Annotated in this window: 21 protein-coding genes; 7 read left to right on the plus strand and 14 right to left on the minus strand. The window is 71.5% G+C overall.

What is annotated here, in order from left to right; genetic code table 11:
- Nucleotides 1–23 precede the first annotated feature (23 nt).
- Entirely contained in the window at nt 24–353 is a 330-nt protein-coding gene (locus LUU90_RS01700; RefSeq protein ID WP_275001498.1) for a CU044_2847 family protein, read from the minus strand.
- A 160-nt stretch (nt 354–513) separates the two neighbouring features.
- Here LUU90_RS01700 and LUU90_RS01705 point away from each other — a divergent pair, with 160 nt between their 5' ends.
- On the plus strand, nt 514–2,490 hold the full coding sequence (locus LUU90_RS01705; RefSeq protein ID WP_275001499.1) for a thioredoxin domain-containing protein: 1,977 nt from the start codon (nt 514–516) through the stop codon (nt 2,488–2,490).
- A 64-nt stretch (nt 2,491–2,554) separates the two neighbouring features.
- On the opposite strand, the gene LUU90_RS01710 is transcribed toward LUU90_RS01705, so the two are convergent.
- Nucleotides 2,555–3,736, minus strand: coding sequence for a DUF4190 domain-containing protein (locus LUU90_RS01710; protein ID WP_275001500.1), 1,182 nt, complete (start codon nt 3,734–3,736; stop codon nt 2,555–2,557).
- Nucleotides 3,737–3,853: 117 nt separating this feature from the next.
- The gene (locus LUU90_RS01715) at nt 3,854–4,378 is read right to left on the minus strand and encodes a CGNR zinc finger domain-containing protein (protein ID WP_275001501.1); all 525 of its coding nucleotides are present in this window, start codon (nt 4,376–4,378) and stop codon (nt 3,854–3,856) included.
- Between the two features lie 26 nt (nt 4,379–4,404).
- Here LUU90_RS01715 and LUU90_RS01720 point away from each other — a divergent pair, with 26 nt between their 5' ends.
- Both LUU90_RS01720 and LUU90_RS01725 read left to right on the plus strand, forming a co-directional pair.
- Nucleotides 4,405–4,629: a hypothetical protein gene (locus LUU90_RS01720; protein ID WP_275001502.1), complete on the plus strand. Its 225-nt coding sequence runs from the start codon at nt 4,405–4,407 to the stop codon at nt 4,627–4,629.
- A gap of 42 nt (nt 4,630–4,671) precedes the next feature.
- Complete coding sequence (locus LUU90_RS01725; RefSeq protein ID WP_275001503.1) at nt 4,672–5,085, plus strand: RidA family protein; 414 nt, start codon at nt 4,672–4,674, stop codon at nt 5,083–5,085.
- Here LUU90_RS01725 and LUU90_RS01730 read toward each other — a convergent pair.
- Entirely contained in the window at nt 5,048–5,632 is a 585-nt protein-coding gene (locus tag LUU90_RS01730; protein ID WP_275001504.1) for a CGNR zinc finger domain-containing protein, read from the minus strand. The two genes, LUU90_RS01725 and LUU90_RS01730, sit on opposite strands and share 38 nt — an antisense overlap.
- A gap of 56 nt (nt 5,633–5,688) precedes the next feature.
- On the opposite strand from LUU90_RS01730, the gene LUU90_RS01735 reads away from it, so the two are divergent.
- A complete protein-coding gene (locus LUU90_RS01735; protein ID WP_275001505.1) occupies nt 5,689–6,882 on the plus strand; it encodes an MFS transporter in 1,194 nt (397 codons plus the stop codon).
- A gap of 27 nt (nt 6,883–6,909) precedes the next feature.
- Here the strand turns inward: LUU90_RS01735 and LUU90_RS01740 are convergent, their stop codons facing one another.
- The 6 genes from LUU90_RS01740 to LUU90_RS01765 form a co-directional block, all read right to left on the minus strand.
- Nucleotides 6,910–7,314, minus strand: a complete 405-nt coding sequence (locus LUU90_RS01740; protein ID WP_275001506.1) for a pilus assembly protein CpaE — start codon at nt 7,312–7,314, stop codon at nt 6,910–6,912.
- 103 nt (nt 7,315–7,417) lie between these two features.
- On the minus strand, nt 7,418–7,858 hold the full coding sequence (locus LUU90_RS01745) for a DUF4383 domain-containing protein (RefSeq protein ID WP_275001507.1): 441 nt from the start codon (nt 7,856–7,858) through the stop codon (nt 7,418–7,420).
- 245 nt (nt 7,859–8,103) lie between these two features.
- Nucleotides 8,104–11,517, minus strand: coding sequence for a CARDB domain-containing protein (locus LUU90_RS01750; protein WP_275001508.1), 3,414 nt, complete (start codon nt 11,515–11,517; stop codon nt 8,104–8,106).
- Nucleotides 11,518–11,762: 245 nt separating this feature from the next.
- A complete protein-coding gene (locus LUU90_RS01755; RefSeq protein WP_275001509.1) occupies nt 11,763–12,503 on the minus strand; it encodes a dihydrofolate reductase family protein in 741 nt (246 codons plus the stop codon).
- A 67-nt stretch (nt 12,504–12,570) separates the two neighbouring features.
- Nucleotides 12,571–13,182: a glyoxalase superfamily protein gene (locus LUU90_RS01760; protein WP_275001510.1), complete on the minus strand. Its 612-nt coding sequence runs from the start codon at nt 13,180–13,182 to the stop codon at nt 12,571–12,573.
- Nucleotides 13,173–13,418: a hypothetical protein gene (locus LUU90_RS01765; RefSeq protein WP_275001511.1), complete on the minus strand. Its 246-nt coding sequence runs from the start codon at nt 13,416–13,418 to the stop codon at nt 13,173–13,175. Before LUU90_RS01765 ends, LUU90_RS01760 begins: the two co-directional genes overlap by 10 nt.
- Nucleotides 13,419–13,619: 201 nt before the next feature.
- On the opposite strand from LUU90_RS01765, the gene LUU90_RS01770 reads away from it, so the two are divergent.
- Entirely contained in the window at nt 13,620–15,479 is a 1,860-nt protein-coding gene (locus LUU90_RS01770) for an HNH endonuclease signature motif containing protein (RefSeq protein WP_275001512.1), read from the plus strand.
- On the opposite strand, the gene LUU90_RS01775 is transcribed toward LUU90_RS01770, so the two are convergent.
- On the minus strand, nt 15,476–15,826 hold the full coding sequence (locus LUU90_RS01775; RefSeq protein ID WP_275001514.1) for a TraR/DksA family transcriptional regulator: 351 nt from the start codon (nt 15,824–15,826) through the stop codon (nt 15,476–15,478). The two genes, LUU90_RS01770 and LUU90_RS01775, sit on opposite strands and share 4 nt — an antisense overlap.
- A gap of 729 nt (nt 15,827–16,555) precedes the next feature.
- Between LUU90_RS01775 and LUU90_RS01780 the strand changes: the two genes are divergently transcribed.
- Nucleotides 16,556–17,908 carry an NAD(P)/FAD-dependent oxidoreductase gene (locus LUU90_RS01780; protein ID WP_275001515.1) on the plus strand — a complete coding sequence of 451 codons (1,353 nt, stop codon included), beginning with the start codon at nt 16,556–16,558 and terminating at the stop codon, nt 17,906–17,908.
- Nucleotides 17,909–18,048: 140 nt separating this feature from the next.
- Here LUU90_RS01780 and LUU90_RS01785 read toward each other — a convergent pair whose 3' ends face one another.
- Nucleotides 18,049–18,627, minus strand: coding sequence for a dihydrofolate reductase family protein (locus LUU90_RS01785; protein WP_275001517.1), 579 nt, complete (start codon nt 18,625–18,627; stop codon nt 18,049–18,051).
- A 117-nt stretch (nt 18,628–18,744) separates the two neighbouring features.
- Between LUU90_RS01785 and LUU90_RS01790 the strand changes: the two genes are divergently transcribed.
- The gene (locus LUU90_RS01790; RefSeq protein WP_275001519.1) at nt 18,745–19,800 is read left to right on the plus strand and encodes a hypothetical protein; all 1,056 of its coding nucleotides are present in this window, start codon (nt 18,745–18,747) and stop codon (nt 19,798–19,800) included.
- Between the two features lie 7 nt (nt 19,801–19,807).
- On the opposite strand, the gene LUU90_RS01795 is transcribed toward LUU90_RS01790, so the two are convergent.
- Both LUU90_RS01795 and LUU90_RS01800 read right to left on the minus strand, forming a co-directional pair.
- Entirely contained in the window at nt 19,808–21,958 is a 2,151-nt protein-coding gene (locus tag LUU90_RS01795; RefSeq protein WP_275001520.1) for an iron ABC transporter permease, read from the minus strand.
- 4 nt (nt 21,959–21,962) lie between these two features.
- Nucleotides 21,963–22,988: an iron-siderophore ABC transporter substrate-binding protein gene (locus LUU90_RS01800; protein WP_275001521.1), complete on the minus strand. Its 1,026-nt coding sequence runs from the start codon at nt 22,986–22,988 to the stop codon at nt 21,963–21,965.
- Nucleotides 22,989–23,133: the final 145 nt, after the last annotated feature.

The following is a 23,133-nucleotide window of genomic DNA, read 5'->3' on the forward strand; positions in this document are numbered from 1 at the left end:
CCACGGAGCCTCGTGCCGGGTGATCATCGCTGCCCCCGGGCGGAGTCGGACCAGCGGAGAGTCAGGTTCAGGTTGGCCTCGGTCGACGCCCTGGCGATCACGACACCGGCCTCGGCCGTCATGGTGACGCCGAGCTCGAGCGTGACCTCGTCCGGGCGCACCGCGAGTGCTCGGGTCTTCGCGTCCACGACCTCGACGATGTTGTGCAGATCATCGAGGGCCTCGCCCAGCGTCGCTTTCACGCCTCGGCCCGGGCCACGACTCACCGGCCGCGTCCCAGGGGCCGGTTTACGCTCCTCGACCTCGACCAGCACATCCGTGCCGTTACCGAGCTCCATCTTCTCGAACCGCACCACGAGCGCCTCCGACCACGTCGCGGTCGACGCGCCCTCGCGTCGACCAGGATCGCGAAACTACCAGGGCGTATGCCGCATTTCCGCTAAAGTCAGACACTTGGTTCGTGCGCTTGGTTTACGGCCGACGACAGCTGGTACCTCATGTCAGGCTGGAGAGATGCCGAACCGTCTGGTGACCGCGACCAGCCCGTACCTCCTCCAGCACGCCGACAACCCCGTGGACTGGCGGGAGTGGGGCGACGAGGCGTTCGCGGAGGCCCGCCGCCGCGACGTCCCCGTCCTGCTGTCCGTCGGGTACGCCGCCTGCCACTGGTGCCACGTCATGGCGCACGAGTCGTTCGAGGACGACGAGGTGGCGGCGGCGGTCAACGCCCGCTTCGTCGCGGTCAAGGTCGACCGGGAGGAGCGGCCCGACGTCGACGCCGTCTACATGAGCGCGACCACCGCGCTCACCGGTCAGGGCGGCTGGCCCATGACCTGCTTCCTCACCCCGGACGGCGACCCGTTCTACTGCGGCACCTACTACCCGCGGGAGCACTTCCTGGCGCTGCTCGACGGCGTCACCGAGGCCTGGACGGAACGCCGCGACGCCGTCGGGCAACAGGCTGTGGCGATCACCGAGGCGGTGACGAGCGCGTCGTCGCGCCTGGTTCCGGACCGGCTCGACACCGACGCCCTCGCCGACGCGGTCCGACGCCTGGCCCGCGACGCCGACCCGCTGCGCGGCGGGTTCGGCGGCGCGCCCAAGTTCCCGCCCTCGATGACGCTCGAACATCTCCTGCGCCACCACGCCCGGACCGGCGACGCCGAGGCGCTGCACCTCGTCGAGCGGACGTGCGAGGCCATGGCCCGCGGTGGCATCTACGACCAGCTCGCGGGCGGCTTCGCGCGGTATGCGGTGGACGCCGCCTGGGTGGTGCCGCACTTCGAGAAGATGCTGTACGACAACGCCCAGCTCCTGCGGGTCTACCTGCACCTGTACCGCGCGACGGGCTCGCCGCTCGCCGAACGCGTCGCCCGGGAGACCGCAGGTTTCCTTTTGGCCGACCTGCGCACGCCCGAGGGCGGTTTCGCCTCCGCTCTCGACGCCGACACCGACGGCGTCGAAGGGCTCACCTACGCCTGGACTCCCGAGCAGCTCGTCGAGGTCCTGGGGCCCGACGACGGGGCCCGCGCCGCGGAGGCCCTGTCCGTGACCCCGGAGGGGACGTTCGAGGAGGGTTCCTCGACGCTCCAGCTGCGGGAGGACCCCGACCCCGCTTGGTGGGGCGGCGTGCGGGCGAGGCTGGCCGAGGCCCGGTCCGCGCGGCCTCAGCCGGCCCGCGACGACAAGGTGGTCACCGCGTGGAACGGCCTGGCGATCGCCGCCCTCGCCGAGGCGGGGGCGCTGCTCGACGTCCCGGACCACATCACCGCGGCGCGCGAGTGCGCCGAACTCATCCTGGGGCTCCACCTCGTCGACGGGCGCCTCCGGCGCGCGTCCCGCGGCGGCGTCGTCGGGGCCGCGTCCGGCGTCGCCACCGACCACGGCGACCTCGCCGAAGGCCTGCTCACCCTGCACCAGGCGACGGGCGAGACCCGCTGGCTCGAGGCCGCGGGCGACCTGCTCGACGTCGCGCTGGCCCGGTTCGGCGACGGCGACGGCGGCTTCTTCGACGTGGCCGACGACGCCGAACGCCTCGTGAGCCGGCCGAAGGACGCCACCGACGGCCCCGAGCCCGCCGGCCAGTCGTCGCTGGCCGGGGCGCTGTGCACCTACGCGGCCCTGACCGGCTCGCCCCGGCACCGTGCCGCCGCCGAGGCCGCGGTGGCCGCCGCCGGCGGGCTGGCCCGGCAGGCACCACGGTTCGCCGGCTGGACGCTGGCGGTCGCGGAAGCGCTCGCCACCGGCCCGCTGCAGGTCGCCGTCGTCGGGCCCGACGACGAGGCGCGCGCCGCGCTCGCACGCGTGGCCCGGGGCGCCGTGTCTCCGGGGCTGGTGGTCGCCGTCGGCGAGCCGGACGCCCCGGGCGTACCCCTGCTCGCCGACCGCCCGCTCGTCGACGGGCAGGCCGCGGCCTACGTGTGCCGGGGGTTCGTGTGCGACCGGCCGGTGACGACCACCGAGAGCCTGGCGGCGGCGCTCAGGACGTGAGCGGGCCGGGATCGCTCGGAGGGCTGCACCCAGGAGGCGGCGACGCTCAGGGCACGGTGCGGCGTCACTCGATGTATCGCGCCGTCCCCTGGACCCGGTAGACGACGTCGGCCGGGACGTCGGCGAAGATGTCGACGTCGACCTTCTCGCGCTGGCCCGCCTTCATGTGCTCGATGAACACGGTCCCCGTGCCGTACGACCTCTTGCCGTCCTTGCTCTGCGCGACGATCTCGGCGGTGTAGGTGAACGTCCGCCCGCCGCTGTTGGTCACGGTGACCGGGACCACCAGGATGCCGAGGGAGTCGCTCTCGCCCTCACCTACGGTGAAGTCCTTGCTCAGGTCCGCGAGACCGACGTCCTCGAGCTGGGCGATGGTCAGGACCGGGACTGTCGAGACGCCACCGAGCTGGGTCTCGAGCTCCAGGGAGCCGGTCACCTCGGCCCGGACCTGGAGCACGTCCCCCGTCTCCACGCCGTCGAGCAGTGTGTCGTCCCCGACGAAGACCGAGCTGGACTGCAGCTCGAACAACCCGCCGGGCTGGTCGACGCCGGCGACCGCCAGGAACCGGTCGGTGCCGGTGCTGCTGTCGAACCGCACGACCTCGGCGAACACCACCACGGCACGGCCCTCGGCCAGGACGGGGTCCTTGACGATGGACTCCCACTGCTTGGCGTCGACCTGGACGTAGTCCTCCGGGTCGAGCACCGGGCCGCCGCCGTCGGGGCGCTCGGCCGAACCGCTGCCGGAACCCGGAGCCGTGGTGGCACTCTCCTCCGCGATCGTCCTCGCCAGGTCGGACAGCGCAGCCGAGGCGGTCGTCGCGAGGAGGACCCCGAGGCCCGCACCGACCACCGACAGGGTGATACCGGTGATCGCCGCCCCACGCCCGGTCGGCGGGTCGGTGCGGCCCGACCGCACGAGCCCGACGATCCCCAGCACGACGCCGATGACGGCCGGCAGGAACAGCAGGCTCAGCACCAGCGAGACGATCCCGAGGACGAGGCTCGCCGTCGCCTGCGGGTTGCTCGGGGCCTTCGGTGCGGAGGCCGGGACGTAGGGCCCGTATCCGTACGGGGGCGGTGCCTGTGATGCCTGCGCCGCGGGAGCGGCGAAGCGCAGGTCCTGCGTGGGTCCGGGCTCTCGCCCGCCCGTCGGCCCGTGCCCGTCCACCATGGTCTCCCCCGGCCTCGTACCCTGTTGCGCCCGTCGCCTGCGGTTCTCGACCGGAGCACCGGACGCGCTCACCGGAATGAAGGATACGGAACAGGCCGGTACGAGTGCCCGCAAAACGGACCGCGGACCGGCACAACCACCCGGGTGAAATCCACCGACGGCGCTCAGCCCAGCCGGACGACCGGTCGGCTAGGACCGGTCCGCTCGTTCGCGATGCCGTCGGACACCGGCACGGTTGGCGCACCGCACCGAGCAGTACCGCTGACGACCGTTGCGGGTCACGTCGACCACCACGTTGGTGCAGGGCTCGGACGCGCAGCGCCCCAGCCGGTGCATCCCGCGAGTGACCAGGTGGAGCGACGTACCCACGCTGATCACGGCGCGCAGGACCGAGGACAGCACCTGGTTGTCGTCCCGGTAGTGGAGATGCCAGCCCTCGTCGTCGTGGTCCGTGAGCCGCGGGTAGGCCGCGACCGCTGCCATCTGCGCGTTGAGCAGGGCGGCACGTGCCGCGGGATCGGGCGTGTCCACGACACGCAGCCAGTCGTCGATGACGAGTCGCGAGCGAGCATGGTCCTCGGGCTCCTCCCGAAACTCCATCGCCATGCCGAAGTCGCGTGTTCGCGCCTCGATCCCCGCCCGGTCGGCCGGCCACTCGTTGGCGAGGGAAGCGGCGAGCAGGATCGCGTACTCCCCGTAAGGGTTGAGATGCACAAGGCCATTACAGCATCGTAAGAGGCATGACGACGACCGACACCCGCCCCTCACCGCACACCAGCTCCCAGGAGGCCGCGCACGAGCACGCGTGGGCGACGACGTCACGCCACGCGACCTCTGTGGGCTTCGTGCTCTACGTCAGGTGCACGACGTGCGGCGACCACCGGGTGGACCTCCAGGGGCACCGCGAGACACCGCCCGCACCACTGAGCCGGGTGGTCGGTAGCGGGTGCGGGGTGGATGGCTGACGCCAGCCAGGTCCGTGTCAGTGGCTCGTGCGAGCATCGGGTATGGACAACATCCAGCGCCTTCGCCCGGACGGGCTGGTCTCCAGCCCAGCGTTCAGCCACGTCGCCGTCGTGCCGCCCGGGGCGACGACGATCTATGTCGGCGGCCAGAACTCCGTCGACGCTGACGGCGCCCTCGTCGGCGCCGACGACGTCGCCGACGACGTCGCCGACCAGTCGGTGCGCGCCCTGGAGAACGCCGGAGTCGCGCTCGCCGCGGCCGGCGCCACGTTCGCCGACGTCGTGCAGTGGACCGTGCTCTTCGTCGACGGTGTCGACCTGGCTGCTGCCTACGGCGCGATCGCGCCCCTGCTGGCGTCCGACGAACCGCCCCTGGTGCTCGGGGCGCGGGTCGCCGGGCTCGGTGTGCCGGGCGCACTCATCGAGGTGAGCGCGATCGCCGCGGTGCTGCGCTGACCCCGGCCTTCGCGCGGTGGGCGGCGACCCGCTCGCGGGTGGCACACCGCCGTGAGCAGTACCGCTGGTCCGGACCGCTGCCGACCGCGAGGAAGACCTGATCGCACCCTGTCGCCGCGCAGACACCGCCCGGCAGCTGCTGCCGGTCCCAGATCAGCACGGCCATGGCCAGGCAGGCGGACGCCAGGAACCACTCGCCGATCGGGCCGTCGTCGTCACGGTCGAGGTGGAGATGCCATGTCGTCCCGCCGTGCGTGGTGAGCCGCAGGCGCTGCGTGTGCCGGGCGAGCAGCTGGTTGAGCAGCGCCGTCGCGGTCTCGAGGTCGTCGGCGTCGAAGACCGGCCGGAGCTTCTGCGCCGCACGCCGCAGCGGTTCGACGTCGTCGCCGGTGATCGTCAATGACTCGGCCTCGCCGTGGGCGAGCAGGACCTCGCGGATCGCTTCCGGTGTCGGGTCGGCAGCGAGTACGTTGATCATCGCCGCGGTCCGCCGTGCGGCGGTACGCGGAGAGAGCCGGACGGGCCAGTCGGCAGGCGGTGGGACCATCATCGAAATGTAACGCTCATAGACAAGTTTTGCGTTACGTCCCTACGGTGCGTCCCATGCCCGCGCAGACCGCGAACCGACGTCTGCGGACCTACCTGGCCGGGGCGGCGATCTCTCGTACCGGCGACGAGATGAGCGGACCCGCGCTGCTGCTGCTCGCCCTTTCCGGTTCCGGCGCTGCCTCGACCGGACCGGCGGTGGTGGCCGCGCTGACCGCGGCGACCGCGGTGGGCGGGCCGGTCCTCGGGGTGCTCCTCGACCGTTCGCGACACCCGGGCCGGCTGCTGGCGTTCACGCTCATCGCCTTCGCCACGGCCATCGCCGCCGTCGGGCTCCTGCTCGGGAGCCTCCGCGCGACGGCGCCCGTCGTCGCCGTCGCGCTGGTCGGCGGGCTCTTCCGGCCGGCGCTGTCCGGCGGGTGGAGCTCCCGGCTGCCCGACGTCGTACCGGCCCGGGCGCTGCCCCGGACCTCCGCGCTGGACGCCCTGACCTTCGACATCGCCGCCCTGGCCGCCCCGGTCCTCGTGGGCGTCCTGGCGGTCACGCTGTCGCCGGCCCACGCCGTCGTCGTCGCGGCGCTGACGATCCTGCTCGCCGCACCAGCCGCGTGGACGACCGGGGGCACGGCGCTCAGAACCGGTCGACAGCCACCGCTTCAACGACAGGTGCTGACCGGGTTCCAGGCGATCGCCCGGATCCGGCCGCTGCGTCGAGCGACGGTCACGTCGGTGATCAGCTACGTCGGTGTCGGGCTGATCTTCACCTCGGCGCCGCTCCTCGCCCAGCACGTCCTCGGACGGGCGGAGCACGGCCCCTGGCTGGTGGCCCTGATGGCTCTCGCCGCAGTGGTCGGCAACGCGGCGTACGCGCTGCGGCCCGGCCGGATCTCACCCGACCGGGTCCTGGTGGCCACCTTCTGCCTGCTCGCCGTCGCGTCCGGCATGGCCGCGCTGGCCCTCGTGGCAGACCGGCCGCCCGTCGGCGTCGGCTGCCTCCTGGCGGCTGCCGCGCTCACCGGGGCTGCCGACGGGCCGCAGCTGGCCGCGCTCCTCCGGATCCGCCACCGGGACACACCCGGGGCGGTCCGCAGCCAGGTGTTCACCACCGGTGCCAGCCTCAAGCTCGGGGGCGCGGCGCTCGGTGCCGCGCTGTGCGGTGTGCTGGCGTCCGCCCTACCCGCCGCGATGCTCGCGGCCATGGCCGCCGAGCTGCTCGCGCTGTTGTGCTTCGCCGCGCTCTCGCAGCGCTAGCCGCGCCCGTCACCGCCCGGGCGCAGGTCAGCGGCTGAGCTCGATCAGGGCGAGTAGCGCCTGGCCGTAGGCATCGACCGGTTCCAGGGCGGTGAACACACGAGGCTGTCCCAGAAGCTCGACATCCACCTCGTACGCGCCGTCGACGCGGCGCAGCGCCCGGAAGCTCGAGCGCAGGAGGGCACGCAGCTGGTGCTCGCGCGGCAGCCAGAGGGTGTCCTCGATCGCCACCGAGTCGAGTGCCCACTCGGTGGTTCCGTTGAAGCCGAGGATCGTGCCGGTCGGGAACTCGTGCGCCTCGATGGTCATCGTGCTCACGGTGAAGACGTCACCCGCGAGCTCCGGCGCGGCGATACGGAACTGGTCGCCGTCGACCGGCGTCCAGACCAGGCCGGCGTCACGCAGCTGCACGGCAAGCTCGGTGGAGATCATCGACCCATTGTGGAACATGTCGAACCCCCGACGGGTGCACCAGGAGCGGCCACCGCCGGCACAGCCCGCACACGGGGACTGTGCCGGAGAGGCATGCCCTTGGTCAGAACCGCTCCAGCTCGGGCGAGGTGGTGCTGGCCTGGCGCTGCGGCCACAGCGCGATGGCGAGGCCGATCACGACGCTGCCGATGTGCAGCACGTTGTCGGCAGCGTTGATGTTGAGGATGTTGATGTCCGGGTTGTTGACGGCGATCAGGCCGAAGACGAACGTCGCGCCGTAGCCGGCGACGAGCAGCCACCCGAACGTCCGCGCGCGGCCGGGCACTGACCACAGTGCGACGCCGAGCAGCCCGATCAGGATGTGCACGATGTTGTGCAGGGGGTTGACGGCGAAGCCGAGCAGCGTCTGGTCGTGGTTGTGCTCGGCGAAGCCGTCGAATCCGGTCACGAAGAACCCGGCGGCCCCCACCAGGAGGTACACCACGCCGATCGTGAGGGCGATGAGCTGGTGCGGTGCTCGGGTCGAGGACGTGGACTGGGACATGGCAGTTCTCCATTCGTGTCGTGCGCGGTGCCGTGCGGCGGTGCCGTGCAGCGGCTCCTGCAGCGGTCTCGTGCAGTGGTCTCGTGCAGTGGGTTCGTGCAGTGGGTTCGGAGCCGCGGCGCGACCGGATTGGACGGAAAAAGGTTGGTGCCGCCGCCCCTTCGGACCGCGGCACCAACCTTTCTGCTCCAGCGCCGAACGGCGCGCTTCGCGGTGTGCCCGGCTACTGCCCGGCTACTGCGCGACTACTGCCCGGTGAACACGAACTGCGAACCGGGCTCCTTCTCGATGTCCCCCTCACCGGAGTCGGTGACCTTCACGTTCGACAGGATCGCGTTGCCGCGAGCGCCGCCCATCGCGAGGATGCCGGACCCGTTGTTGGACTTGTCGATCCGGACGTTCGTGATGCGGACGTCGGGCATGTTGCCGCCGCCGTTCTTGAACTGGATGCCGTCGTAGGTGGAGTCGACGATGTCGGTGTCGCGGATGGTGACGCCGACGATGTCGTGCGTCTGCGGGAAGATCGTGATCGCGCCGAACTCCTGGTCCTCGTTCCAGAACGCCCCGCCGGTGCGGTAGAGGCCGTTGTTGGCGATGAGCGTCGTCCCCGAGAACGGCAGGGGGTCGTGGTCGGTCGCCAGCATGATGCCCGGGTAGTTCATGGTGTCGGCGATCAGGTTGTTCTCGACTCTGTTGTCGTAGCCGCCGTAGATGGCGATCCCGTTGGCACGCCACGGGAGCTGGACGGTGTTGTTGCGGAACGCGTTGTCGTGGCCGATGTCGACGTTGCGGTCCTTGACGTAGGGGTTGGCCCAGACGGCGAGCGCGTCGTCACCGGTGTTGCGGAACGTGGAGTTGAACACGAGAGAGTTGCGCGTGCCGTTGCTGAAGTTGATGCCGTCGGCGTAGGTGTTGCGGATGCGCACGCCGGAGAACTCGAGGCCGTCGCCGGGTCCCCAGAGCTCGGGGATGTTGGTGTAGTCGCGCCCGACCCACACACCGACGTTCGCGTGCTCGATCCAGACGTTGGTGATCTTGGTGTCCTTGCCGAATCGGCCGTTGAGGCCGACGCCCCCCTCCTCCTGCCCGTTGTTGCCACGGATGTCGCCGGACCCGAAGATCGCGATGTCGGAGATCTGGACGTTGTCGTCGATGTCGAACCCGAAGTTGCCCTCGTGCGGATGGTTGATGACGCCCGGCGCGAGGTGCGGCTTGATGAGGCTGTAGAGCTGCGAGTGCCACATGCCCGCGCCGCGGATGGTGACGTCGCTGATCCCTACCTGGTTGTGCGTGCCGCGGTTGAGCGGGTCGTCGGTGAGGATCTTCTTCTCCTGGCGCCACTGCCCCGCCGGGATCCACACGCAGCTGATCTCGCCGTTCTGGTCGGCGGTGACGGCGGCCTGGATGGCCTCGGTGTCCTCGCGTCCGTCGTTCGGCACGGCGCCGTACTCGGTGATCGAGGTGCACTGGGCGGGCTTGGCCGCGGGCGGTGCGACCTGTTCGAGCTCGACCAGGTCGATGACGTAGAACGCGGCGTCGTCGCCGGCGTCGCGCTGGAGCTTGAACACCGTGCCTGCGGGGAACGACCGGCCGAGGAGAGCGTGCGACTCGTCGAAGAGGCGGCGGGCGTCACCGCCCGGCGTGTTCGTCAGGCCTTCGGGCTGGTCGGTGTTCCCGTACAGCCACGAGTGCTTGGACGACAGCGTCAGCTTCTGCACGAACTCGCCGTTCGCGTAGAGGCTGATCGTCTTCTCCTGCCCTCCGCCGCCGGGGGCGTCGGGGATCGAGTTGCGTACGACGATGGAGTTGGTCGGGTTCGTGGAGGTGAGCTCGACGTACTGGCCGGTGCTGTTGAGCCGCACGGACTCGCGGCCCGAGGACTCGGTGGCGAAGTTGGTGTGGCCGAACGTGCGCAGCGGGTCGGTCTCGAGGAGCGTGCCCGTGTACCGGCCGTCCTCCGCCTCGTACGTCGTGTACGGGACGGCGGCACCGCGGCCGACGGTCACCGCGAGGGTCCTCGAGTTGTTGTCCTCGTTCGTCTCGGCGACGACGTCGGTGGCGTCGGCGGTCGCGGTCACCGTGACCCCGCCGTTCGTCGCGGTCCAGGTGCCGGACGGCGTGACGGTGACGGTCCCGCCCGCGGGGACTGCCGGCGTCGTGCCGTTCAGGGTGCTCGAACCGGCCACGACGCGGGTCACCGAACCGGCCGCAGCCGGCTCGTTGCCACGGTTGCGCACCTGGACGCTGAACGACACCGCCGCGCCGACGGCGGGGTTGGCCGGGTTCGAGGACACGGAGACGACCTCGAGGTCGGGCCCGGGCGCCTCGCGCACCACGAGCTTCGCCGACGCCGTGAACGCGTTGTCCGTCTCGTTCTGCTCGGCCACGGTGTTCGCCGGGTCGACGACCGCACCGACCGTGTACTCCCCGGCCGGTCGGGTACCCGCGGGGACCTCTACCTGGACGCTCGCGCCGGGCTGCAGTGCGCCGACGTCCGCCGAGCCCACGGTGGTGCCACCGAGCTTGCCGTCGAGCGAGGTGCCCGCCGACGCCTTGTCGCCCGTGTTCTTCACGGTCGCCGTCAGCTTCACGGTTGTGGTCGCGGTGGGCGACGCCGGGGACGTGGTGACCGCTGTGACGACGAGGTTCGGGTTCGGCGCGGGCGCGCCGTAGACCTCGAGCTCGGCGACCTGGCCGTTGCCGGCGCCGGTGTTGCCGGTGAAGCGCAGGCGGACGTCGGTGACGGTCCCGGTCACGGGGACGTTCACGAGGTTGCCGCTCCCCGGTGCGAACGCGTACCCGGCGGACGCCTTGAGCTCCTGCCACGCGCCCGTGCCGGAGCGCCCCCAGACTGAGAACGTCTGCGTCCGCTGGCCCCAGGCGCCGTCGGGGTTCAACCGCACCCGCAGGCTGCTGACCTGCGTGGGCGCGGCGAGGGAGACGTCGAGCGTCGACGGGTACTGCCCGCCCGCGCCCTCCCAGTACGTGCCGACCTGCCCGTCGACAGCGTTCGCCGCGACGTACGACCACTCGGTGGACGACGCGGCCGCCGGGCGGTCCTTCGCGTAGTTGGTGCCGGTCGGGTCGGTCGGCGGGTCCGTGGACGGGTCGGTCGGATCACCGCCGCCGCTGGGTGTGCCCCACACCTGCAGCTCGGACACCTGGCCGTTGCCGGCGCCGGTGTTGGCACTGAAGGCGAGGCGGAGCTCGTCGATGTCGGAGCCGACCTCCGAGCCGAGCGCGAGCTCCACCTTGTTGCCGGTCGCGGGGTCGAAGCGGTGCGCCGCCGAGGCCTTCAGCGTCCGGAACGACGACTCGCCGTCGGACCGGCCGAGCACGCTGAACGTCTGGGTGCGCGGCGCCCAGACGGAGGCCGGCGGCACCGTGACGACCACACGCTCGACGTCGGCCGCCGCGCCGAGGTCGACGGTGAGGTGCGCCGGGTACTGGCCGCCCGCGCCCTCCCAGTAGGAGTTCGTGCTCCCGTCGTTCGCGTTGCCCGCGACGTACGTCTGCGTCACCGACGACGCGGCGATCGGCTTGCCGAGCGCGAGGTTGGTGGCATCCGCCGCGGCGTACGCGACGGCGCCCAGGCCGAGCGGCGCGACCAGCGCCAGCGCGGCACCCACCACGACCGTGTTCTTCCAGGGGATTCTCATGAACGTCCTCGTTCTCCCGCCGGGGCGGGCTCGTCCAGCCGCAGGGCAGCATTGCCCAGCGAGAGTAGAAAGTTGCAGCGTGTGCACTGCTTTGTGCTCAGCGTCTGTCAATTTCTTGCGGCTTGCTGTACGGACGTTACGAGAACGGGCACGGGGCGTCAAGGGTCCCGCGGGCCGTATGCGGGCGCGCCGGTGGCTCTGTCAGCGGCTCGGTGCCGGTAGCGGGGCGCGGCCAGGGCCGGCCGTCAGCGGCGGTAGCGCAGCCAGACCACCGCATCGTCGAAGGTCTCGGCGCTCACCAGGCGCAGGGCCGACGCCGGCGGGTCCGTGCCGAACCAGCGGTGCTTGGCGCCGTCCGCGGCCAGGCACGGATGGACGAGCAGGCTGATCTCGTCGACAAGCCCAGCCCGCAGCATCGCCCCGGTCAGCGCCCCGCCGCTGTCCACCCGGACCAGTTCCACGCCGCGCTCCCCCAGTACGTCGAGCGCGGCCGGGAGATCGACCCGGTCATCACCCACGACCAGCTCTTCAACAGGGTCAGGACCGTCAGGGTCGGGACCGTCAGAAGCGAAACCGTCGAGGGCAGGTTCGCCGGGGACCGTCTCACCGGGGCTGGTCTCGTCGGCTGGGACCTCGCCGTCGGCCCCGACCGCCCGGGACCGGAGGGCCACCACGGCGGACCAGTGTCCGGCGTCCCGCAGTGCCCGCCAGGCCCGCACGCGGCGGCGGCTGTCGACGACGGCGAGCAGCGGCCCGCCGTCGGCCGGGCCGGGACCCGACTGCGCCGCCAGGGCCTCCTCCTGCGCGAGGATCGTATCCGCCCCGGCCAGGGTGACGTCCTCGTGCCAGGTCTGGGCCAGCTCGTAGAACCGGCCGACGTCCGGCGCGAAGCCGGTGGTGGCGCCGTCCACCGACACCGCGACGTGCACCACCACATATGGGCGGGCGCCCCGCTCGGCCGCGACGGCAGTTCGGAGCTCGGCCATGGCCGCCACTCCCCCTCTGGACGTCGAGTAGTCGTCCAGACCATCATCGCGGCCCACCGCCACCGTGTCAGCCGGATGACTCGCAGAGGCGTAGGACGTTGCCGAACGGGTCGATCACCTCGATGGTCGGCCCTCCGGGAGCGTCACGGTCGATGCCGGGCCGGAGCCGGGCGTGCGGCCGAGCCGACAGCTCCGCGTGCAGCGCATCGGCACTCGCGACGGGAACCCGGACCACCGCTCCCGGGGTCCCGTCACCGTGGTGCTCGGACAGGTCCAGCACCGCCTCGCCGCGGCGCACGCGGAAGTACAGCGGCATGCCCGGCTCGAAGCGGTGCTCCCACTCGACGTCGAACCCGAGGTAGCCCACGTAGAACTCCCGTGCGCGCGCCTCGTCCTGGACGCGGAGCACGGGGACCGCGCGTCCGAAGCCCGTCGGCCTCGGACGGTGCGGCCGCGCCGGTGGTCCCGGCGGTACCGGTGGTACCGGTGGTACCACCGGCAACCGGCCTGGCGGCAGCTGCGCAGGCAGCCGCGCGGACGCCGTGTTCCAGTCGGCGAAGCCGAGCTGGGCCGCGACGATCTCCAGCCCGCGACTGTGACTGATGGTGACGCCGGTGTCGGCGAGCATGCGGCGCAGCACTCGGGCAGCCGTCTTGGCGTCGTCAGGTGTCAGGTCCACGAGTACATCGCTATCCCGGTGCCGTGAGCGTGGTCGGTGCCCGCACTGCCGTCCGTGGCACCGTGGTAGTCACGAGAACCCTGGCAGGACATCTTCGTCGATGCATTCACCAGACCGATCGTCTCGGCGCGGGCGGCGGGCTCATCGAGTGCCTGGGTAGAGGCTAGCAAGCCGGCGCGCATCTCACGCGGGAGCCCGTGGACCCGTGAGCCGACATTTTTGTCGGACTCGTCCATGACCGCAGCCCTCGCCGGGCGGACGGTGACACGAACGGACGCCCCTGGTGACGCGCGTCTCGGCCGGCTCCCCGGCGACCCTCCGGCTCACGCTCCGGGCTAGTCGGCCGGCATCCGTCACAGCCTCGAAGTGTTATCCACAGATTTCATGCTTGCCGCGCGGTACGTACGCATGTTCGAGAGAATGGGTGCAGGCAGGACGTGAGTACTAGAGGCGACGAGGGGGTGGGGTCGGTGGAGCAGTCGAAGTCAACGAATGGTGCCCTAGGCCCTGGCCTGCCTCCTGCGGAGTCGATCGAGGACGTGCTGGCCCGGTTCGAGGCCGATGCTGCAGTTCTGGCAGCGCTGACCGATCCCGAGGTGCTGGACGGGTGGAACGCCCCGGGTATCACGCGGTTGGCGGAGGCCCATTCCCGGATCCGTCGGCTGACCGCTCGCCTGGACGGGGTCCGATACACGTTGCTGCCCCGGATCGAAGCGGACGGGTCCTGGCGCTCAGGCGGGATGGCGCGCGCGTTCACGACCTGGCTCCGGCTCCGCGAAGGCGTGTCCGCGTCGACGGCGGGTAAGGACATGACGATCGCCCGCCGCCTCGCCACGGCCCTGCCCGGGACCCGGGAGCGGTTGGTCGCGGGAACCCTGGGCATCGACCACGCGAAGGTCATGACCGACGTCGCCCCGACCAGCGAGACCCGGCAGGATGCGTTGGCGTGGCTGATCGATACCCGCACCGGCGAGACCACCACCCCTGAGCAGTTCGTGCAGACCGTCGCCGTCGACTTCCCCGACCCGGCCGAGGACCCCGACGGTGAACACACCCGGAACCTGATCACCCAGGTGCTGGAGGACGCCGTCACGGACGGCACACTGGTCACCGGGGAAGGCCTGGTCCTACGCGAAGCATCCCTGCTCAACGCGGACCAGTTCCGGGTCGTGGCCCGCCGCTTCGCGACGATCACCGACCCCGACACCGACGACACCGATGACGACAAGGCCGCCCAGGGCGAGTTCCTCGACCTGGCCAAAACCATTGACGGCTACCACCTGGCAGGATTCCTGACCGACGAACACGGCCTGCTCGTGACCACCGCGATCAACGCGATCATCGGCGCGCCCGCCGCAGAGGACCCCCGCACGTCGACCCAGCGTCGCGCGCAGGGCCTGGCCGACCTCGCCCGGATCGTCCTGGACACGAACCAGGCCTCACCCGGCGCGGCGATCCCGCCCCACCTGAATGTGACGGTGTCCTGGACCGAGCTGATCGCCCAGGCCACCCGCACCCGCGAGGGCCTGTGCCTGACCTGCGGACAAGCCACACCAGGCCGTTCACCAGGACGTGCCGCATCAGGCGGCGCACCAGGATGTCCGACCGGTGCCGGAGCACCAGGCACGAGCACGGGTGCAGGTACAGCGGTTACGGGCACGAGTACGAGCGCGGGCGTGGCCGGCACACTGTCGATGTCTGGGTTGTTGTCCGGTGGTGGGCCGGTGTTCACCGAGACCGGCGACCGGGCACCACGAGCACTACTACGCCGGCTCGCATGCGACAGTGCGGTCACCCGGGTCGTGTTCGGACCTGATGGTGCGGTCCTGGACGTCGGACGCGCCCAACGCACCGTCACCGGGCAGATGCGCCGAGCAGTGATCGCGCGCGACCGGCACTGCGTCTTCCCCGGATGCGACCAACCACCCTCACGATGCGAGGTCCACCACGCCATCACCCACTGGGCCCACGGCGGAAACACCTCCGTCAGCAACAGCGCCCTGTTGTGCTGGTACCACCACCAACTCGTCGACACCCAAGGCATCACCATGCACTGGACCGGCAAACCCCTAACCGGCACCACCACCACCGGCCCGGGCAGCACCACCACCAGCACCGCAGCCACCGGCACCACCCCCGGCACGACCATCGGCACGACCACCGTCGACGGCACCACCACCGGCGCTGCCGTCCCGGGCACCCTGCTGGAGACCGGGTGGGCCTTCACCGACGCCCGAGGACACCGCATCACCCTGCCCGAACCACTCGAAACCCCACCCGAATCCGAAGTCGCCTAGCCGGCGACAGCGCAGCTGATGCACGTGCGGGCCGTGGGCCGAGCCAGCAGGCGGCCACGCGCGACTGCTTGTCCGCACCGTTCGCAGTAGCCGTGGTTGCCGGCGGTGACCCTCGCGATCGCCGCGTCCACGTCGACCAAGTGGTTCCTGGCCGCATCGAGCAGCGTGCTCGCCTGTGAGAGCTCGAAGGCGATCGTGGTCCCTTCGGGGTCGTGCTCGTCGTCGGACGCGGTGAGCCGCGACGCGTCCACCATCGAGGCGATGTTGCCTGAAAGGGAGGAGATCCGGTCAGCGGTGGGCTCGTGATCGGCGATCAGCAGCCCATGCATCTCAGTGATCGGAGGCATTCTCCTGCCGCTCTCCTGACGAATCCCGGCCTGCGGAATCTCGCAGCTACCGGCGACGGCCGCCCACGGCGACGGCCGCCCGCCAGCGTCTCCCTTCGCAGATCATGGCCCTGTCGGCGAGTGCCTCGATCACCTCGCATGTGTCGGTCGAAGTCAGTGTTCGGCGAGGTGGCTATGTACATCGAGTCGGTGGTGCGGCAAGATTCCGCTGCTTCGGCGACGAGCCTGGGACCATGACCCTTGAGCGCGTCGGTCTGCGCCAGAACGGAGCCCTCACCCGCGCGAGGGATACCGGTCCCCCGGCAGGGTGAAGCGGGGCCGCGCGCTTCGCTGAAGGCTTGTCCCATGCCATCGAGCCGCCTTGGCGCCGTTTCTTCTCGCCGTGTACGCGTCTGTCCACGTGTGGTGGGGCATCGCGGGAGCACCGCACTTCGATTCCTTCGGCGAATCGCGCGGAAGCTGCTGCGCTCTCGGGGGTGCTCTCGATGCGTCGCGTGACCATGCGCACACCATGCCGGGCGACGCAGCGAGTGCCAGCCGGTATCGCCTGTGCTGCTGGTTCCGTCGCCGTACTTCGCCGGCGTCGCCTCGGGGGCGCTCATCATCGTGGCGGCCCGTGAGGAGGCCGCGGTAGACCGTGCCGAGCGTGGGGCGTCGCGACGCCCGCGCTGATGTGTCCTTTGCGGACTTTCCTGACCAGATCTGTACCGAATCGAGATCGAGGAAGCGATGACCACTCAAGACCGTCCCCGCGTCGTGGTACTGGGCGCCGGCTCCGCAGGTATCCAAGCGATCCGCAGGCTCGCTCGCACGAACGCCGACGTGACCCTCGTCGACCAGAATCCCTACAGCACCTTCCTTCCACTGCTGTACCAGGTGGCTACAGGCGGCCTCAACTCCGGAGACGTCACGTATCCGCTGCGGCCGCTCAGCGCTCGGCACGACGTCCGGTTCCGGCGAGCGACGGTGCGCGGCATCGACCACACGCGGCGCGAAGTGCTCGTCGACGCGGGTGCGCCACTGCCATACGACTACCTGATCGTCGGTATCGGAACCGTCGGTCACTACTTCGGTGTGCCCGGCGCGAGCGAGCACACCGTCTCGGTGTATACCCGCAGGGACGCCCTTGCGGCCCGGGACGCCATCTTCAGCGGGCTCGAGTCCGTCGCCGGCCGTTCCGAACCAGGAACCGGCAGCTTTCACGCTGTCGTCATCGGCGGCGGGGCCACCGGCGTCGAGATGGCCGGTGCCATCGCCGACCTCAAGCGGTCCCTGTTGACCACCGCCTTCCCCGAGCTCGACCCATCTCAGCTGAGGATCACCCTGGTCGAGAGGGGCGACACCCTGCTGCCCCCTTTCGACGACGGACTGCGGCGCTACACCCATCGGCAGCTGATCAAGCGCGGCGTCGACGTCCGTCTCGGTACGGCTATCTCCGCCGTGCACCGGGACCGCGTCGACCTGAAGGATGGCTCCTCCATGCGCGCGGACGTGGTCATCTGGGCCGCCGGTACGGCGGGCGGCGTCGAGCCGGACGACTGGGGGCTGCCGATCGGCGATGGGGGCCGGATAGTGGTCCAGGACGACCTTCGCGTCTCAGGGCTCGACCGCGTCTTCGCTGTCGGCGACGCGGCGATCAACCCCGCCGACCCGATGCCTCAGCTCGCCCAGCCCGCGATGCAGATGGGCAAGCACGCCGCGCGTCAGATCGTCCGACTGGGCCGGGGCGAGACCACGCGGCCCTTCCGGTACTTCGACAAGGGCATCATGGCCACCATCGGCAACCGGGCCGCGGTTGTCCAGCTGCCCGTCGGCCCCGGGATCACGGGCCTCGTCGCATGGGTGACGTGGGTCGCCATCCACATCTGGTTCCTGCTCGGCGGCCGCAACCGGATCGGGACCTTCGTCAACCTCGCCTACCAGTACCTCCCGTGGAGCCGCAGGGCCGGCGCCATCGTCGGCGACGTCAACCCACTCCCGACCCCACTCCCGACCCCGACCCCGACCCCGACCCCGACCCCGACCCCGACCCCGACGGACGAGACACCACGTCGCCAGATCGTCGGTCAGGAAGCGTCCTAAGGCGCGATTCAAAAGTGCTGTGAACTGGGGTTTCGGCATGCTTCGGGTTGGTGGTGGACGCGGTCTGGACGGCATGATCTGACGGATGCGGCGTAGGCAGTCAACCAGTTCCGAAACCGGCTCTGGTCCCGCCGAGGTCCTCATCCATGCAGCGTCGGCTGGTAGACGAGCTCCTGGATGTCGCCGTCGAGCGTCAGGTGGTCGATCAGCTCGAGGTCGAAGTCGGCGGCGCCCTGGAAGATCGGCTCCAGGCCGGTCCGGCCGGTGATCACCGGGAAGAGCGTCACCTGGACCCGGTCGACCAGGCAGGCGGCCATCAGCGCCCGGTTCATCGACAGGCTGCCGTGCGAGCGCAACGGCACCTCCGACTCCTCCTTGAGCCGGGCGACGACGTCGACGGCGTCACCGCTCACCAGTGTCGCGTCCGGCCAGTCGAGGGGACTCTCCAGCGAGTTCGACACCACCGTCGCGGGCAGGTTCCGCATCCGGGTGACCCACGCGTCGCGCACGTCGGAGTCCTCGGAGCTCTCGGCCAGCATCTGCGCGAACGCCCGGTACGTGTTCGCCCCGAGGACCATCCGCTGCTCCCGCGAGTAGAGGGCGAGCCGGTGCTCCAGGAGCTCCGGGCCCTGCTTGCCCCAGTAGCCTGTCCAGTCGCCGCCGGCGGCGCCGAAACCGTCGAGACTCGAGAACACGTCGAACGTGTAGGTAGTGGTCATGATGGTCTCCTGGGAAAGGCCGATCGGAAAGCTGATCGGAAAGGCTGATCGGTACGTCGGTACAGACCGGAGACCACGGCGAATCTCATCGCCGTGGTCGGCACGAGGGGAGACAGCGTGACGAACGAGCTGACGACCGGACGGGGCGGCCTCGCCGGCCGCGGCCACCTGCTGCGGCTCGGGGCCCCGCGCGACACAGCGGCGGTGCGGCACCTGGTGACGTTCCTCGTGGCGAGCGTGGCGACCGTGCTCGGAACCCGCGCCTACCTGGCCGCCATGGACTACCCGCAGATCGGCGGCGGCGGGCTGCACCTCGCGCACGTCCTGTGGGGCGGGCTCCTCATGGCGCTGGCGATGATGCTGCTGCTGTCGTACGTGGGCCCGGTTCCGCGGTCGCTGGGCGCGGTGCTCGGCGGCGTCGGCTTCGGGCTGTTCATCGACGAGGTCGGCAAGTTCGTGACAGCGGACAACGACTACTTCTACGCGCCTACCGCCGCGATCATCTACTTCGTCACGGTGGTGCTCGTCCTGATCGTCGAGGCCCTGCACGGCCGCCGGGCGCACCATCCCGCCGAGTACCTCGCCGTGGCGGCGGACCGGCTCACCGCCGGGCTGGCCGGCGGGTTCACGCCGACCGCCCGGGCGGACGCGCGCGAGCTCGCCGCCAAGGGCTCCGGTGAGCCCGGTGCCGACCTGGTCGCCGAGCTGATCGAGGCGGTGCCCGACGACGACACCGACCTGCCCGACCCGGTCCGCGGCGGCGTCGACCGCGTCGTGCGCTGGCTGGACGCGCTGGTGGACCGGGCCTGGGCCGCCTGGCTGCTGATCTGTGTGCTCCTGGCCGTCAGCGCGGCCGAGGCGCTGGTCGGCCTCCACGTGCTGCGCGGGCTGGTGCCAGGGCTGCCCCAGTGGACCGGCGTAGCGATCCTCGCGGCCGTCACCGCGTCCGTCGTGCTGCTGGCCGTCGGCGTCACGGTCGGACGCCGCAACCATCTGCGCGGCGCCGTCTGGGTGCGCCGCGCAGTCCTCGTCAGCCTGCTGTTCACGCAGCTGCTCGTGTTCCGCGCGGTGCAGTGGACGGCGGCGTTCGGCCTGCTCCTGGACGTGCTGGCCTTCGCCGCGCTCGAGGTGGCGCTCCGCGAGGAGCAGCTGGCGAAGGCCCGCCGGAGCTGACCGCCGCTCAGGCCCGCGAACGCGCCAGCAACCACACGAAGTAGGGTGCCCCGAGCAGTGCGACCGCCAGCCCGGCCGGGAGCTGGGCCGGTGCGATGACCGTCCGGCCCAGGGTGTCCGCCAGGCCGAGCAGCACGGCACCGAGCAGCATCGCCACCGGCAGCACCCGCGCGTGCCGGCCGCCGACCAGAGCACGCGCCGCGTGCGGGGCGACCAGACCCACGAACCCCACGACGCCGACGGCCGTCACGCTCGTCGCTGCCAGCACTGCTGCCACCGCGAGCACGAGCAGCCTGCTCCGCTCCAGCCGGACGCCCACCAGGCGCGGCGTGTCGTCGTCGAGCGCGAGCAGGTCCAGCTCACGTCGGACCACCACGGCGAGGGGAATCGCGAGCGCCAGCACGATCACGACGGGCAGGACCTGGGAGAAGTCGCGCCCGTACGTGGTGCCCGACAGCCACGTGTAGATGCGCGGCGTGTTCCACGGGTCGGAGATCAGCAGCAGGAACGTGGTCAGCGCGGTGGTCAGGTATCCCAGGCCGATGCCGATGAGCACGAGCCGGTCGGCGTGGAGGCCGCCCCGCCAGGCAAGCAGGTAGACGAGCCCGAAGGCGACCAGTCCGCCGATGACGGCGGCCACGAGCATGGCGCCGGTGCTCGCCGCGACCCCGTTGCCCCAGGCGGTGCCCGCCACGGCGGTCACCACGATGACGGCGCCCAGGCCCGCGCCCCCGGTGATCCCGAGGATGCCGGGCTCGGCCAGCGGGTTGCGGGCCGTCGCCTGCACCATCGTCCCGGCGAGGGCGAGTGCCGCCCCGGCGACGTTCGCGGCCAGCACGCGGGGGGCGCGCTCGTCGAGCGCGAACCGGACCACAGCGGGGCCCTGGTCCTGCAGCCACAGCGCGATGTCCCCGGTGCGGAGCCAGGTGGACCCGGCGAGCAGGCCGAGCAGCGCGACGCCGATCGTGAGGGTGACGCAGATGCTCAGCACGACGGCGAACCGGCGGGCGCTGCGGGGCCCGGCCGTGGCGGCCGGCGGGGTCCGGGACGGCCCGGCGTCGCGCAGGCGTCGCGCGAGCAGCACCATGATGAGGGCGCCGGCGAGCGTGGTCGCGACGCCGGTGGGTACGGCGAGCGCGGCCTCGGCGCCCATCAGGGCGCGCACGACGGCGTCGGCCAGCACGACCACGAAGGAGCCGAGCAGGCCCGCGGCCGGCAGCAATATCACGTGCCGGTGCAGCGCGGGGACCACCCGGGCGAGCAGTCTCGCGACGACGGGCGCGGCGAGGCCGACGAAGCCGATCGGTCCCGCGAGGGTCACGGCCGTGGCCGTCAGCAGCACGGCGAGAAGCACGCCGACGGCGCGGGTCGAGCGCACGGGGACGCCCAGCGCGCCTGCCGTGTCGTCGCCGAGGCCGAGCACGTCGAGGCGCCGGGAGAGCACCAGGCCGGCCGCGGTGGCGAGGAGGACGACGGGCAGCGCGCGCCAGAACGCCGTCAGGTTGAGCTGGCTCAGGGAGCCGCTGCCCCACGCGAACAGCCCGGTGGTCTCGGCCTCGAACAGGATGAGCAACGCGGACGCCGCGGCCTGCAGCGCCAGTGCGACGGCGGACCCGGCGAGCACCAGGCGCGTGGTGGACGACCCGCCACCGCCGGCCAGCCCGAGCACGAGCCCGGCGGCGGCGATGCCGCCGGCGAAGGCCACAGCGCCCGAGGCCCACAGCGGCACGGTCAGCCCGAAGGCGGCCACGAAGACGACCGCGAGGTGGGAGCCGGCGGTCACCGCCAGCGTGTCCGGCGAGGCCAGCGCGTTGCGGGCGATCGACTGGAACAGCGCGCCGGCCACGCCGAGGGCGAACCCGACCGCTACACCCGCCGCGAGGCGCGGCAGGCGGGAGCCGACGAGGATGTCGCGGACCGCCGCGGCGTCCTCAGCGCTCTGCCCGCTCACCTGCCCGCTCACCTGCCCGCCGGCCAGGCGCAGCAGGTCGCCCATGCCGACGCCGGACGTGCCCTGCGTCAGGTGCCAGGCACCGACGACGAGCACGGCCAGCGCGAGCACCACGAGGGCGGCGGCGCCCGACGCCCAGGCGGCGGGACGCGACGCCGGCGCCTGCGGTGCGGTGTCCGTCGTGGACGACGACTGGATGACCGTCATCGCGTCACTTCGTGAAGACGTCGACGTAGGCGTCGACGACCTGGAGCGCGGACCGCGGGCCACCGAACGTCCAGATGCGCTCCGGGAACGCGTGCGACCGGTCCTCGGTGACGGCGGGCAGGTTGGCCCAGACGTCGTTCTTCTCGAGCTCGGTGGTCCAGTCGCCGTCGGGGTCCGGGGTGCCGGTGTACAGGAGGGTCGCGTCGCCGGCCGCCGTCATGCCCTCGATGTCGGACTGGCCCAGTCCGTAGGCCGGGTCCACCTCGCCGGTCCAGGCGTTGGTCAGGCCGATCTCCTCGCCCAGCTCGCCGATCAGGGAGCCCTGGCCGAAGGGACGCAGGGTGACGTTGCCGCCGTCGATCCAGCCGTCGAAGTACACGAAGTCGGTGTGCTCGGGTGCGGCCTCGCTGATCGCCGCCTCGGCGTCGGCCAGGTGCTGCTCGAACTCCTCGGTGACGGTCGCCGCGCGCTCGGTGCGGCCGGTGGCCTGCGCGATCAGGTCGAACGTGGTGAACATGTTCTTGATCGGGTCCGCCGCGTCGGCGCCCTTGGTGGCCAGCACCGGCACGTCGTAGGCCTCGAGCTGGGCGATGATCTCGTCGTCGGGCGTGTAGGCCTCGATGACGACGAGGTCCGGCTCGGTGGCGTACAGGGCGTCGAGGTTGGGCTCCCCCCGCGTGCCGACGTCGGTCACGCCGTCCGGCAGCTCCTCGGCGCTGTCCCAGGTGCTGTAGCCCTCGACGTCGGCGACGGCCACCGGGTTCACGCACAGGGTGAGCAGGTCCTCGGTCTGCTGCCACTCGAGCACCGCCACGCGCTCGGCGGGCTCGTCGAGCTCGACGGTGCGGCCGAACGAGTCGGTCACCGAGACCGGCCCGGTCTCGGTGGTGACGTCGGCGCAGTCGCCCGAGGCGGCTTCCGCCGGGGCCGACGACGCGGCAGCTCCGGGGTCTGTGGTGCCGCAGGCCGCCAGGGTCAGCGGGAGGATCAGTGCGGCGCCCACCAGGGACGCGGTTGTGCGCAGGGACATGAGTCTCCTTGAGTTTCGTGACACGTCGAGTTTCGGCGAGTGCGGTGACACGTCGTGTCGTGGTTCTGCCGGGTACGTCTGGAAGGTGCGGTGCGGTGCGGTGCGGTGCGATGCGGCGCCGACGGCGTCGGGCGGGCTCTGGGGG

Source organism: Promicromonospora iranensis (assembly GCF_028994775.1).
Lineage (GTDB): Bacteria > Actinomycetota > Actinomycetes > Actinomycetales > Cellulomonadaceae > Promicromonospora > Promicromonospora iranensis_A.

Bases quoted from the DNA above. Each gene is read 5' to 3' on its own strand.
- LUU90_RS01775 (WP_275001514.1), bottom strand. From the start codon at position 15,826: ATGCCTCCGATCACTGAGATGCATGGGCTGCTGATCGCCGATCACGAG.
- LUU90_RS01755 (WP_275001509.1), bottom strand. From the start codon at position 12,503: ATGGCCGAGCTCCGAACTGCCGTCGCGGCCGAGCGGGGCGCCCGCCCA.
- LUU90_RS01765 (WP_275001511.1), bottom strand. From the start codon at position 13,418: ATGGACGAGTCCGACAAAAATGTCGGCTCACGGGTCCACGGGCTCCCG.
- LUU90_RS01725 (WP_275001503.1), top strand. From the start codon at position 4,672: ATGGACAACATCCAGCGCCTTCGCCCGGACGGGCTGGTCTCCAGCCCA.
- LUU90_RS01705 (WP_275001499.1), top strand. From the start codon at position 514: ATGCCGAACCGTCTGGTGACCGCGACCAGCCCGTACCTCCTCCAGCAC.
- LUU90_RS01780 (WP_275001515.1), top strand. From the start codon at position 16,556: ATGACCACTCAAGACCGTCCCCGCGTCGTGGTACTGGGCGCCGGCTCC.
- LUU90_RS01785 (WP_275001517.1), bottom strand. From the start codon at position 18,627: ATGACCACTACCTACACGTTCGACGTGTTCTCGAGTCTCGACGGTTTC.
- LUU90_RS01800 (WP_275001521.1), bottom strand. From the start codon at position 22,988: ATGTCCCTGCGCACAACCGCGTCCCTGGTGGGCGCCGCACTGATCCTC.
- LUU90_RS01735 (WP_275001505.1), top strand. From the start codon at position 5,689: ATGCCCGCGCAGACCGCGAACCGACGTCTGCGGACCTACCTGGCCGGG.
- LUU90_RS01750 (WP_275001508.1), bottom strand. From the start codon at position 11,517: ATGAGAATCCCCTGGAAGAACACGGTCGTGGTGGGTGCCGCGCTGGCG.
- LUU90_RS01795 (WP_275001520.1), bottom strand. From the start codon at position 21,958: ATGACGGTCATCCAGTCGTCGTCCACGACGGACACCGCACCGCAGGCG.
- LUU90_RS01745 (WP_275001507.1), bottom strand. From the start codon at position 7,858: ATGTCCCAGTCCACGTCCTCGACCCGAGCACCGCACCAGCTCATCGCC.
- LUU90_RS01720 (WP_275001502.1), top strand. From the start codon at position 4,405: ATGACGACGACCGACACCCGCCCCTCACCGCACACCAGCTCCCAGGAG.
- LUU90_RS01740 (WP_275001506.1), bottom strand. From the start codon at position 7,314: ATGATCTCCACCGAGCTTGCCGTGCAGCTGCGTGACGCCGGCCTGGTC.
- LUU90_RS01730 (WP_275001504.1), bottom strand. From the start codon at position 5,632: ATGGTCCCACCGCCTGCCGACTGGCCCGTCCGGCTCTCTCCGCGTACC.